Source organism: Nostoc sp. (assembly GCF_036917555.1).
Lineage (GTDB): Bacteria > Cyanobacteriota > Cyanobacteriia > Cyanobacteriales > Nostocaceae > Nostoc.
Window position 1 is genome coordinate 16252 of the sequence record NZ_JBALDD010000078.1, and the last position, 11923, is coordinate 28174.

12 protein-coding genes and 2 pseudogenes are annotated in these 11923 nt (G+C 38.8%); 6 read left to right on the top strand and 8 right to left on the bottom strand.

Translation table 11 applies throughout. The annotated features are described in order from the left end of the window. Positions 1 to 291: 291 nt before the first annotated feature. On the top strand, positions 292 to 2760 hold the full coding sequence (locus V7K60_RS30835) for an ATP-dependent Clp protease ATP-binding subunit (protein WP_334931413.1): 2469 nt from the start codon (positions 292 to 294) through the stop codon (positions 2758 to 2760). Positions 2761 to 3013: 253 nt separating this feature from the next. Here V7K60_RS30835 and V7K60_RS30840 read toward each other — a convergent pair whose 3' ends face one another. Beyond that, positions 3014 to 3946, bottom strand: a complete 933-nt coding sequence (locus V7K60_RS30840) for a hypothetical protein (protein ID WP_334931415.1) — start codon at positions 3944 to 3946, stop codon at positions 3014 to 3016. Positions 3947 to 3975: 29 nt separating this feature from the next. Beyond that, entirely contained in the window at positions 3976 to 4962 is a 987-nt protein-coding gene (locus tag V7K60_RS30845) for a reverse transcriptase domain-containing protein (RefSeq protein WP_334931417.1), read from the bottom strand. Between the two features lie 601 nt (positions 4963 to 5563). Here V7K60_RS30845 and V7K60_RS30850 point away from each other — a divergent pair. From V7K60_RS30850 to V7K60_RS30870, 5 genes and pseudogenes are all read left to right on the top strand, one after another. Continuing rightward, entirely contained in the window at positions 5564 to 5902 is a 339-nt protein-coding gene (locus tag V7K60_RS30850) for a DUF6972 family protein (protein ID WP_334931419.1), read from the top strand. Continuing rightward, positions 5850 to 6119: a hypothetical protein gene (locus tag V7K60_RS30855; RefSeq protein ID WP_334931421.1), complete on the top strand. Its 270-nt coding sequence runs from the start codon at positions 5850 to 5852 to the stop codon at positions 6117 to 6119. Before V7K60_RS30850 ends, V7K60_RS30855 begins: the two co-directional genes overlap by 53 nt. Positions 6120 to 6338: 219 nt before the next feature. Then, entirely contained in the window at positions 6339 to 6611 is a 273-nt protein-coding gene (locus V7K60_RS30860) for a hypothetical protein (protein WP_334931423.1), read from the top strand. After that, positions 6608 to 6973, top strand: a complete 366-nt coding sequence (locus V7K60_RS30865) for a clan AA aspartic protease (protein WP_334931425.1) — start codon at positions 6608 to 6610, stop codon at positions 6971 to 6973. Before V7K60_RS30860 ends, V7K60_RS30865 begins: the two co-directional genes overlap by 4 nt. 111 nt (positions 6974 to 7084) lie before the next feature. Continuing rightward, positions 7085 to 7159 (top strand): annotated as a pseudogene (locus V7K60_RS30870) (Uma2 family endonuclease); the annotation flags it as partial. A gap of 117 nt (positions 7160 to 7276) precedes the next feature. Here the strand turns inward: V7K60_RS30870 and V7K60_RS30875 are convergent. The 6 genes and pseudogenes from V7K60_RS30875 to V7K60_RS30900 all read right to left on the bottom strand — a co-directional run bounded on the left by V7K60_RS30875 (position 7277) and on the right by V7K60_RS30900 (position 11779). Next, positions 7277 to 8023 carry a creatininase family protein gene (locus V7K60_RS30875; protein WP_334931427.1) on the bottom strand — a complete coding sequence of 249 codons (747 nt, stop codon included), beginning with the start codon at positions 8021 to 8023 and terminating at the stop codon, positions 7277 to 7279. 377 nt (positions 8024 to 8400) lie between these two features. Further along, a complete protein-coding gene (locus V7K60_RS30880; protein ID WP_334931429.1) occupies positions 8401 to 8673 on the bottom strand; it encodes a cupin domain-containing protein in 273 nt (90 codons plus the stop codon). 22 nt (positions 8674 to 8695) lie between these two features. After that, positions 8696 to 9058 (bottom strand): Mo-dependent nitrogenase C-terminal domain-containing protein, encoded by a 363-nt coding sequence (locus V7K60_RS30885; protein ID WP_334931431.1) that lies wholly within the window; start codon positions 9056 to 9058, stop codon positions 8696 to 8698. Positions 9059 to 9445: 387 nt separating this feature from the next. Further along, a pseudogene (locus tag V7K60_RS30890) lies at positions 9446 to 10787 on the bottom strand (protein kinase domain-containing protein); the annotation flags it as partial. A 48-nt stretch (positions 10788 to 10835) separates the two neighbouring features. Next, positions 10836 to 11384: a GIY-YIG nuclease family protein gene (locus V7K60_RS30895; RefSeq protein WP_334931433.1), complete on the bottom strand. Its 549-nt coding sequence runs from the start codon at positions 11382 to 11384 to the stop codon at positions 10836 to 10838. 68 nt (positions 11385 to 11452) lie between these two features. Continuing rightward, positions 11453 to 11779 carry a hypothetical protein gene (locus tag V7K60_RS30900; protein ID WP_334931435.1) on the bottom strand — a complete coding sequence of 109 codons (327 nt, stop codon included), beginning with the start codon at positions 11777 to 11779 and terminating at the stop codon, positions 11453 to 11455. Between the last annotated feature and the right edge of the window lie 144 nt (positions 11780 to 11923).

Genomic DNA, 11923 nt, shown 5'->3' on the forward strand with positions numbered 1-11923 from the left:
AAACTATTTTTGCTTGATATTAAAAAATATATATGTTAAATATAAATGTTTGGGATTAAGTAAATCAACTCTCAATGTAAGCAGTGAACTGTTTGTAATAAATTTCAAAAAGCCTGGTGAACTAAAGCTCCTCAGTACACTAGTTAGATAAAAGTAGTCAATAGTTAACAATTAGCCCATCAACCCAAGTCATAGCTTCAGGATGTCTATAATCTGTTATACAGGCATCCAAAAGCTTTGCCTGTGCTAAAATCAGCATACCGGCACGACCGCAGATGATGGGATAAAGCCATGTTTGAGCGCTTCACAGAAAAAGCCATTAAGGTAATCATGCTGGCCCAAGAAGAGGCCCGCCGTTTAGGTCACAACTTTGTCGGAACCGAGCAGATCCTCCTGGGTCTGATTGGCGAAGGCACTGGAGTGGCTGCCAAGGTGCTGAAATCAATGGGCGTCAATCTCAAAGATGCCCGAATTGAAGTTGAAAAAATTATAGGACGGGGATCAGGCTTTGTTGCCGTGGAAATTCCGTTTACGCCACGGGCAAAGCGAGTTTTAGAACTCTCCTTGGAAGAAGCACGCCAACTGGGGCATAACTACATTGGCACCGAGCATCTGCTGTTGGGCCTAATCCGCGAAGGGGAAGGCGTAGCAGCCAGGGTGCTAGAAAACCTCGGTGTGGATCTATCTAAGGTAAGAACCCAAGTCATTCGGATGTTGGGAGAAACTGCCGAAGTTTCACCAGGCGGTTCATCCGGGCGCACAAAAACCCCGACTCTGGATGAATTTGGCTCAAACCTGACCCAGATGGCGATTGACAATAAGCTCGATCCAGTGGTGGGACGGGCCAAGGAAATTGAGCGGGTGATTCAGATATTGGGTCGCCGAACTAAAAATAACCCAGTGCTGATTGGGGAACCAGGGGTTGGTAAAACAGCGATCGCTGAAGGTTTAGCTTCACGCATTTCCACTAAAGATGTCCCTGACATCCTCGAAGATAAACGCGTCGTCACGCTGGATATTGGTTTGCTCGTAGCAGGAACCAAGTATCGGGGTGAATTTGAAGAACGCTTGAAAAAAATCATGGATGAAATCCGCTCGGCGGGTAATGTCATTCTCGTGATTGATGAGGTACACACCTTAATTGGTGCGGGTGCAGCAGAAGGTGCTATTGACGCAGCAAATATCCTCAAGCCAGCTTTGGCTAGAGGTGAGTTGCAGTGCATCGGCGCTACAACCCTAGATGAATACCGGAAGCACATTGAGCGAGATGCAGCGCTAGAGCGGCGTTTCCAACCAGTGATGGTTGGCGAACCTACAGTAGATGAAACAATTGAAATTTTGTATGGTCTGCGCGAACGCTACGAGCAACACCATAAACTGAAAATCTCCGACGAAGCATTGGTAGCGGCGGCAAAGTTATCAGACCGTTACATTAGCGATCGCTACCTCCCAGATAAAGCCATCGACTTGGTTGATGAAGCTGGTTCTAGGGTGCGCTTGATTAACTCCCAACTGCCACCTGCAGCCAAGGAGTTAGACAAAGAACTGCGTCAGATATTAAAAGAAAAAGATGACGCGGTGCGCTCTCAAGACTTTGACAAAGCTGGAGAATTGCGCGATCGCGAGATGGAAATCAAAGCCGAAATCCGGGCGATCGCTCAAAGCAAGACCAATGCAACTGGCACAGAAGGTGAAGAACCTGTAGTTACAGAAGAAGACATTGCTCACATTGTCGCTTCCTGGACTGGGGTACCGGTGAACAAACTCACCGAATCTGAATCTGAAAAGCTGCTGCACATGGAAGACACCTTGCATCAGCGTTTAATTGGTCAGGATGAAGCTGTGAGAGCAGTTTCACGGGCAATTCGTCGCGCTCGTGTCGGTTTGAAAAATCCCAATCGACCTATAGCTAGCTTTGTCTTCTCTGGGCCTACTGGTGTAGGTAAAACCGAGTTAGCCAAGTCCTTAGCTGCTTACTTCTTCGGTTCCGAAGAAGCGATGATCCGCTTAGATATGTCGGAATACATGGAGCGTCACACCGTCAGCAAGCTGATTGGTTCCCCTCCAGGTTATGTTGGCTATAACGAAGGTGGTCAGTTGACTGAAGCCGTGCGGCGGCGTCCTTACACCGTGGTGTTGTTCGACGAAATCGAAAAAGCACACCCCGATGTATTCAACATGCTGCTGCAAATTTTGGAAGACGGTCGGTTAACCGATGCCAAAGGCCGCACGGTGGACTTCAAGAACACCTTGCTGATTTTAACTTCCAATATTGGTTCTAAGGTAATTGAAAAAGGCGGTAGCGGTATCGGCTTTGAATTCTCTGAAGATGCCAGCGAGTCAACTTACAACCGGATTCGCTCTTTGGTGAACGAAGAACTCAAGCAGTACTTCCGTCCAGAGTTCCTCAACCGACTCGATGAAATTATCGTCTTCCGTCAGTTGAGCAAGCCTGAAGTGACCCAAATCGCCGAAATTATGCTCAAGGAAGTATTTGGTCGTCTGACTGAAAAGGGTATTACCCTAGAAGTCACCGAGCGCTTCAAGGATCGGTTGATCACTGAAGGTTACAGTCCAAGCTACGGTGCAAGGCCATTACGTCGGGCAATTATGCGCCTGCTAGAAGATAGCCTAGCAGAAGAAATTCTGTCTGGTCGTATCAAGGATGGCGATACAGCCTTAGTTGATGTGGATGAGAATGGCGTTGTGCAAGTTAGTTCTCAACAGCGTCGGGAATTGTTACCCCAAGGTGTTGAGTAAGATTTAGGGTTTGGGATTTAAATCTCAAATAAAAAATTGAAAAACGGTAGAGCAATTTAAACCTCTACCGTTTTTTATGTGCTTTGCTATCTATAGTTTTCCTATTAGCAATAAGTCAAATGGACACAATACGGTTCGCCTAACCAAAAATCTCAATTTATTAAATCCTAGAACGTCTATTATTAAGTTAAATTATTGTAATGTTAATTATTAACATGATTTCAACCATGTTCAAAGTAGGTAGTTTTTTGAATTAATTATTAGTATTATCCGAGATTTTAGACAGTCTATTGTAAACTTCCTCTACAAACCAAGATATTGAGTTTTTAATAATAGAAAAGTTTGTTTCTGAATAGAATAAGTTTTGAGCAGGCTTAGAAATTTTATTAAGTTGTACTTCTATGGTATCTTTACTACCGTGACACTGTATTTGTCTTAATTGATTCATATTTATAATAGTAAGATAATTTTGCCGTAAATGTGGAAAACCTGAAGCATCATAAAAATCTTGTCTAATTAACTCAAAAACTATACGTGCTGCTGCTGGAAGACTTTTTTTATAAATTTCCTCTATTTTTTTAAAATCAATATAATTTTCTCCACTCTTCTTAATGTGATTTGCAGTTATTGTACCTTGATTATATATGTATATGTCTGCAAAGTAATCAGACTTTCCTGGCTTATCATAAAATTTTTTCACTCTCTGATAAGCGTCTAAAAATGCCGTATTGTTTTCACTTATATATTTATATTCTTGTTCAAAAAGAAATATAATTGCAGATTCTATTGTCTTACGAGCAGATTGACAAAAATTAGGAATCTGATCTTTGTTACTATCTTGGTGTCGGCATTCCGCCATACTTTTGCTATATTTGTTTAAATTTCCTACCCAAGATAAATAGCTTTTATCTTTTATGTATGAATAATCAATAAAGTAGTCATCTGGTATATTAGATTGTACTTGAGTTTTTTCTAAAACTTCTTCATTGCTCTTGACTATAATACTATCAGTATCTTTATTGCTTAATATTTGTATTTCCGATAAATGAGCAATCTGATCTGATAGCTTATTGACACTATTAGAAAAGTTCTCATTTAGTTTAATAAACTGGTGATTTATTTCATTAGATAATAGTTCAATACTACCTTTTAAGCCTTGAATCTCTTGTTTTACTTCTTCCTGCATAGTAGAAACTTTGTCTATTTTTAAATATTTTATTGCTCGTTTGTAATTTGCTTATAAAGCTTTAGAAATTTTAAGTATATTGGATCCTCATTTCCTTTGACCATGCCAATAAACGCTATCTTACCTCTAAGTACCTGTTTAAAAGTTAGTTTATCTTTAGTAACAGTTCTAGTTTTCTTCTCATATTTTCCCCGAAACTCTTCTTCCGCAGCCTCAAGTCCAAATTTAGCCCAAGCATGAAGCATAGCACGAACCTGACGCACATATCTTCGGTCAACATTAGGAAACAGATTAGTCGTTAATCCCGTTACTTCTTGATGATTCCCTTTGACTTGCAGTCGATTTTTAGGATTATTTACCTCAAATCCATTTTCATTAATAATTGATAGTAATCTATTACCAATAAAAATTTTATCTACATATTCTTCAGCTACTATATATGCTAATTCTTCAGGGAACTTAGGTAAAGTTGTTGAAAAAGTAATATCATCTGCATACCTTGTATAAGTAGCTTTGTATTCTTTAGCTAAACGTTGCAATTGACTATCCATCTTGGCACAAATCATATTAGTCACGATAGGTGAAGTTGGTGCACCTTGAGGTAACTGATTGTTATGACAACAAATCTGTGCTAAAACAGTCGCTACATCTGGATGTAAACCATAGGGTGTAGCCATAAACATACCCCGGACTCGACCAAAATTAATCGACGGAAAAAAATCAGTTAAATCAAGATTTAGAACATAGCGTTTTTTAGTATGAGCTTGAGCATTAGTTACAATATTTTTCCCCATCACAAACCCATGCACTGATGGTTTTATCTCATACACTGTTTGTAATACTTGATTAAGTTTTGTCTGAATAATTTTAAGTGCAGTTATCGGAGTTGATATCTGACGAATACCACCAGACTTTTTAGGAATCTCAAAAGTTTTATAACGTTTGTCGGTTTCAACAAGATATATATGATAAACAAGGCGAGGATAGGAAACCTCTAAAAGGTCAGCTATATCCATTGGTTGTTTGAGAGAGTAAAATTTCTCTCGTAAAGATTCGGGGCTATCTGTGAGAAGCAACTGAGAGTTTTTTTTCACTTTGTCCCCTGAGTTATCCTTAATCAGCTATCTTTTTAGCGATGTAACAACAATATTTAGATTTAGCATTGACACAAATATCATGCTAATTTCTACGATTAGAAATAAAGAATATCACTTGCGGGTGTATTCTCGCCTATTCGGATAAGGATCAAGAGGCAATTTAAAAGATTAAACTCCTCGTAAAGCTGACCGTAAAATACACCGTCGCAGGATCAACAACGGAAATCAATACCTATTACCGCAAGTGATTGAAGTGGTTTGTCTAATGAATCATTGCTTATAACTAATTCAGACTTACCTTTAGGTAATCTTACAAGCAAATAGTCTCAAAGTGTTGGGTAAAAATGACTAAATTAGTGGTAAGTTTGGCTGAATAATAAATAAATCCAACAAATCTCATTGCTAGCGTTGGGTTTCATGCCTTAGACTGACTTATATAAATTTTTGTTTTCATCGGAATTGTGAAATTTAGCTGTTTTCAGTGTAAATCTGGGAAATACAAAAAACTGAACTTTTAATCATGAGTGGAATTAATCGTCAAATTACCCTTGACGTTAGACAAGTTGCCAAGCACATAGCAGGTATACCTCAAAGTCAAAGACTTCTCAAACGATGGCTTGCCGCTCATGTATTTAATGATGAACCTACAATGAATAGAGTTACTCAAGCCATAATAGAAAATGGGCAGTTCACCGGAATGATTCGAGGATATAACCGTTATGGGATGTTTTTTAATGAACCAATAGGTTATAGAATCAGTCCAGATGGTAGCCGTATTCTACTTTACTATGGGGAGAAAAAAACCAATGCAGACGACCAATACCACGTCATCCCCCGCACAAGACCGAGTGAAGAATAACTGGGAATTTACAGAAGTATGGATAGATCCAATGTTATCCCCTCCATATATTCTTTTATTGCTTTGCGAAAGTGAAGATAACTGTCAAGTTTATGATCCGGCGCAGGGTTATAAAATTGCATTTTCTAGTAATGACTATAATGCAGCCAAGTTATGGTTACTAGAAGATGAATATGAACCAATTGAAGGTAGGCTTTTAGCGGCAGAATTAGTCTGAGTTACTAGAGAGTTTTTAGAGAATATGATTGGTTTGACTGTTGAAGAAATGTTGGGGTAGAAGTCAAACTAATACTTACTTCTAGCATATAGCCGAAACTTCTGGTGCTGAGTCTTGCAACATTCTGAAAATGTTCTTTGTTTTTATCTTTAGCTCAACTACATTGCAGTATAGCTTGGTAGTAGAATTAGTATACAATATCAACAAAGGAGCAAAGACGTGCAAAGCATACTTTTAAGCCGCGAAGAAGTTGCACGACGTGCGAAAGAATTGTATCAAAATAGCATTCGCCAAGAAGTGGCTCGAGAAGAAAACATCGGTAAAATGGTGATTATTGATATAGAAACAGGTGAATACGCAGTTGACAAAATAGGTATAGAATCAGCGCGATATTTACGTAAAAAACACCCATTTGCTCGACTATACGGTATTCGCATTGGTTATAAAGTTGCTGTTTCGTTCTCTGGTTTTCTGGAGCGTGATTCACAGTGATTTCTGGTATTGTCAAGGATGCACATCCAACTATTAATGTAGAATTTCGACTGCCAAATCTACCAGATTTTACTATTGAATTTGTTATAGACACAGGTTTTACAGATTACCTTTGTCTACCACCAGAAGCAGTTGTTTTGTTGGATTTACCTTTCCTGTATGAACTACCTGCAAATCTAGCTGATAATAGTTGGGTAGATATACCAGTACATGAAGCTGTTATTATTTGGAATGGCGAAGAAAGGGTAGTTAATGTACTTGCTACAGGAAAGCGACCTTTACTAGGAACTACTTTACTTGATCAGCATGAACTTGTTATACAGTTTATCGAGGGCGGTTTAGTAACAATTGATGAATTATAGTTGCTTTATGTATATATCGAGTTTTTATCAATAGCAATATAGCAGCTACCTTTATTAGGTACAGCTTTACTTGAGGAACCAATCGTTACGACTGTGATAGTTGCTAAGTGGATGATTGACGAATATCACCGCATAATTGACGCTGGCATTTTGAGCGATCGCAAAGTTGAACTACTCAAAGGAGAAAAGGATTCTGAGTAACGTATATTTTTCAATTTCACTAGATATTTAATAACCTTTCGCTAGATATTTTATGCAGAGACACGATTTTACTCGCATCTCTACAATGTCTTTTCATGAGTTTTATTCTGCGTTCACAAATTCCAAATATCCATTACTAAGTTCTTTAACTGCCAAATCATAAAATTGCTTACCATGTTCTGGCGTTGCTAAAGCCGGATTTGATCCCATGCGTCCATCTGGATAACGTACTCGAAAGTCAGCAGCGCTATAAATCCTATGTCCGCTTGCAACTTCTGGTGAAAGGGGTGCTTGCTTAATCGCGTCTGGATAAACGTACTGGGTGAGGGCTACTTCGCTTGGCGTTGCATGAGAACCTTCTTGATCCCCATATAATTCTTTAGCTAGCTTATATACAGAACCGCACATAAACCAGTTTGCCACTTGACATTGCACCTGTTGAGCATTGGCAATCTGCAAATCTTCTAAATGAGCATAAGTTTCTGAGAAAGCAGCTTTGAGGGTAGCAATATTACCGCCGTGTCCGTTAATAAAGTAGAATTTGCTAAAACCAGCTTTTGCTAAACAAGTTACATAATCTCGCACAACTAGAATTAAAGTGCTAGGACGCAGACTGATTGACCCAGGAAAAGCGGTATGGTGTAGTGCCATCCCTACATTGATTGTAGGGGCAATGATCGCTTGGGTTGCATCACCCACACCGGCTGCGATCGCTTCTGCACAAATAGCATCAGTACCAATTAACCCTGTTGGCCCATGTTGTTCTGTAGAACCAATAGGGAAAATAATACCTTTTGACTGCTGTAAATAAGCTTCAACTTCTTGCCAAGTACTTAAATGCAGTAACATTGTTAATGATTTTCCTCAATAAAATTGTGGTGGGATGAAACCTTTTGCTGCTAAACTCCCACTAATACGATTATGAACTCTCTTAATTTTCTGTGCTGGCGATCGCACAATATCCCCGACGGGAGCAAAAGTTGTCGGGGATCTTTGTATACTGCCAAATTTGCAGAGAATTAGACTATCTATTTCTATGAATACTGTTTAGGGGATGAAGGTGCAACGAGTTTTCACAGAGATTGATATAAGCAATTTACCGATTCTGCCACTTTATCCTACAATACTCGCTGCGAACTTCCCCCTAATAGAAATCAAAATTGAGTTATGAGATGTTGGTTTTCTGGATGCTCAATAAAACCAAGGGGATCAATTTTAAATCTTGACTAATCAAAGTAATAATGCTTCTTTACGTCCTTTGTAATTTTCCATGTGCAGGACATACCAGCGGGAAAAATCACTAAATCGCCTTTACCCATTTGCACTGGCTGTCCACCATCAGGGGTAACAAGTACGTCACCTTCCAAAAAATAGCAAGTTTCTTGAGAATCATAAGTCCAAGGAAATTTGGAAACTTCCTTTTTCCAAATTTCCCATTTAAATATACCTAATTCATTGAGATATTCTTGCCTGGGTTGATGCTCAATTTTAATTTCCATATTGTGTTTTATCTAGTTATATTCAGCAGTAAGATTGAATATCCTCTCCACACTTGTCTACTAGATAACATAAAGCGCGAAAACGCAAGTAGACAAGTTCGTTATAAAGCGGATTTAGCTTGCACATTGGCGGAATATGACCTATTTTGCGGCCAAAAAGCATGATATCACGCTCGAATGGACACTGGGCGGGAATTAGTTTAGCAATAAATTTGGCTAATTTCGGATTCAGAATCTCAATTTTGTCGAGCCATTGACGTAATGGTTGCAATAAATCCAATTTGGGTTTAGCAAATTGCTTTTTACTACCTATTTGATTCTTTTCTTCTAAAGGTTTGATAAAAGCAGGGAGAAAAATACGCCGCTGATTCTGTATTTTAAGCATCGTTTTAGGCAAGGGTTTTCTTGTGTAGATGAACTATTTGCCGATTGAGAATATAATCATGTAATATGTTTAGTCAATTTGCACTGCGTTTGTAGATGAAGAAGCAAAGTAAGCATAATGCAAACAATTTACATGTATCCTTGGGAGGAGGAATGGTTTAACTAATTGTTATTTAAACCCACCAAATCATGAAGAACTGTCCCGTTAAATACAAAATAACAAAGAAAATATAAAAATGGCATTTCTTTAACTTATGGATTTTTAATCTTGAAGATAGCAATCTTATATGTTAAATATAAATGCCTAATTCTGAAACTGACTAGTATCTAAAGATGTAGTTTATGACACACAAGCACAGTTTTGTTCTGACCCCATATACATTTCGCCAGGATTAGCCCCTAATATCTCTCGATTTTCAGTATTATCAAAACGGTGACCATGACTGGCAAAAATAGAATTTCGCATAATATCTAGTTCAAAACCGTTTTTACCATCCAAATCTGCATCAGTTACAAGTCTTTGAGAAAGCCAGAAATAATTGTTGAGAGTTGTGGTATCAACTGGTGGTACTAATGTAGTTGAGGAAGGTGTAGATTGAGTTGGAACAGATGGGGTAGTTGGTGTAAATGTGGGAGTTTCTCTCACAGGGCTTGTAACAGTTGACGGTGCTGTTGAAGGTAATACCGTTTTGTCTGCTGTAGGTTGAGAAGATTTTGGTAACACTTGACTAATAATCACAGATGCACCAATTAACCCACCTGCAATCAAACTACCAATGAGAATATTATTCTGACCATTACTACTTTCAGGGCTAGGCTGTGGTTCGACAGGCACTGTCTGAGGTGGTGGTGCAGAGACTACAGTCGGTTGAGTCAAGAGGGGTTGCGTCGGTGGAATTGGATTTGCTATGCTCTGCATAGCATCCAGCATTGCTCTGGCAGTGGGGTAGCGATCGCACGGATGATAAGTGATCGATAAAGCGATCACTCCTGCGATAATTGGGCTAAGATGACTAGCATACTGTTGCCATACAATTTCACCCGTCTGGGAATCCGTTTCTAGTTGTTGTGCTTGTCTACCAGTCAGCAAATAAATTACCGTCATTCCTAAATTATATAAATCACTAGAATAAACTGGTCTACCTGCGGCTTGTTCACTCGGCATATAGCCAGGTGTACCAATCACAATCGAACTGGTAGGATTGCCTTGAGAATTCACCATTGTTCCCATTGACTCCCGCACAGCACCAAAATCAATCAGCACTGGTTTACTATCCCGATGACGCACAATAATGTTATCCGGTTTAATATCGCGGTGAACGATATGTCTAGAGTGAACGTAATCCAGAACGGGTAATAAATTCATGAATAATTCCTGGACAGGGACTTCACTAAATAGCCCTTGCTTTTGGACTGTTCCAGTTAGGGTATCGCCTTCAACCCACTCTTGAACTAAGTAAAATTGTCCACCTGAAGAAAAGTAAGCATACAATGCTGGAATTTAGTCCATTTGCGCCACCAAGTTCTTCTAAAATAGCTGCTTCGCGTTGAAACCTCTCTTGCACTAACTAGTAAATTTGGAAATTGTTGTGAATTGGTCTTAGCTGTTTAACCACACAACGGCGCTTTGAGGGCATATAGGTATCTTCTGCTAAATAGGTTTCACCAAACCCACCAGCGCCCAGTGTGCGGATAACTTGATAGCGATCGTTCAGCAGCCGTCTTGTCATGGGAGATTACAAGCGATATTCATAAGATAGTTTTCCCCAAAACTACCTTCATTTCAAATCTAGTAAACCTTCTTCTTTCAATTTAGGATTGAAGCGAATCTGCATTTGCAAACCACGCACTTCTAACAATTGCGTTGAAATTTCTGCTTCTACTCTCCGTGCCACATTTTTAAGAACTTTTATTTGTGCTAATTCATCATTAGCTGGATTTTGATAATTTACCTGTTCTTCATCTGTCATTACAACTTTGACATCAATGGGATGAGTCCATTTTTCCTTGTTATCCCCATTACCCCAAGGCACACTGCCATTTTCAGCAATCCAAGCATTTTCAGTATTTTCTAAAATTGTGCGACTAGGGCGTTCAATAGTTTGAACCTTGACCCAATAGCATTGCTGTGGCTGACGAACTAAATGCTGCTTGAGGCTAAGATAAACATCACGGGAGTATCCTACAAATTGCAGCACTTTTTCTTGGTCAAATATAGCATATACACCGATTTTACTCTGAAATTGTTCGGGTAATTGCCCGCGATCGTCTATATAAGGTATATATTCCAGAGTTGCCAAAGAAGAAAGATTTGTTTCAGAAGCCATACATTAAATATCAAACTTACTATTTGCCTTCAAAATTGAAAATTACGAATTAGGAAAAAATTAATCCATTACTCAATCAATTTTTGGTAAATTGCACAAAGGCGACTGGGTTTAAAAATCTTAGCAATAAACATGAAATTTGAAGGTACATTGATGATGACATACTCATCAGATTCATGATACTTTTCAAATTCTGCTGGCATTCCTTTAGTAGTAGTTAAGCTATAAGGAACTGGCTGGAAAAGTAATTCTGTAAATTTAAGTTGCTCACATCCCAACTGTTGACAAATTTGGTTCAAGAAAGCAACGCTTGTCAATAAATTGAATAGAGTTTGTTGAGCCTGTACTTCAAGAGTGAAACTGCCATCAAAGTTTTGAACGATTTTAAGGGACATTTTATGTATTAATAGCTAGTTATTAATGACTAACTGATGATACAGAATAGGCAACATTTACACATAGATGATCGATCATCCAAAAAGGCTAGGCAACTAAGTCTATCTTTTTGTGCAGATGTGTTTGGTGAAAAATCACCACTT

What these genes read in the sequence shown, in the direction of transcription:
- V7K60_RS30885 (WP_334931431.1), bottom strand. Translation starts at nt 9,058, where the DNA reads ATGCTTAAAATACAGAATCAGCGGCGTATTTTTCTCCCTGCTTTTATC.
- V7K60_RS30900 (WP_334931435.1), bottom strand. Translation starts at nt 11,779, where the DNA reads ATGTCCCTTAAAATCGTTCAAAACTTTGATGGCAGTTTCACTCTTGAA.
- V7K60_RS30855 (WP_334931421.1), top strand. Translation starts at nt 5,850, where the DNA reads ATGCAGACGACCAATACCACGTCATCCCCCGCACAAGACCGAGTGAAG.
- V7K60_RS30845 (WP_334931417.1), bottom strand. Translation starts at nt 4,962, where the DNA reads ATGGATATAGCTGACCTTTTAGAGGTTTCCTATCCTCGCCTTGTTTAT.
- V7K60_RS30895 (WP_334931433.1), bottom strand. Translation starts at nt 11,384, where the DNA reads ATGGCTTCTGAAACAAATCTTTCTTCTTTGGCAACTCTGGAATATATA.
- V7K60_RS30880 (WP_334931429.1), bottom strand. Translation starts at nt 8,673, where the DNA reads ATGGAAATTAAAATTGAGCATCAACCCAGGCAAGAATATCTCAATGAA.
- V7K60_RS30840 (WP_334931415.1), bottom strand. Translation starts at nt 3,946, where the DNA reads ATGCAGGAAGAAGTAAAACAAGAGATTCAAGGCTTAAAAGGTAGTATT.
- V7K60_RS30875 (WP_334931427.1), bottom strand. Translation starts at nt 8,023, where the DNA reads ATGTTACTGCATTTAAGTACTTGGCAAGAAGTTGAAGCTTATTTACAG.
- V7K60_RS30850 (WP_334931419.1), top strand. Translation starts at nt 5,564, where the DNA reads ATGAGTGGAATTAATCGTCAAATTACCCTTGACGTTAGACAAGTTGCC.
- V7K60_RS30835 (WP_334931413.1), top strand. Translation starts at nt 292, where the DNA reads ATGTTTGAGCGCTTCACAGAAAAAGCCATTAAGGTAATCATGCTGGCC.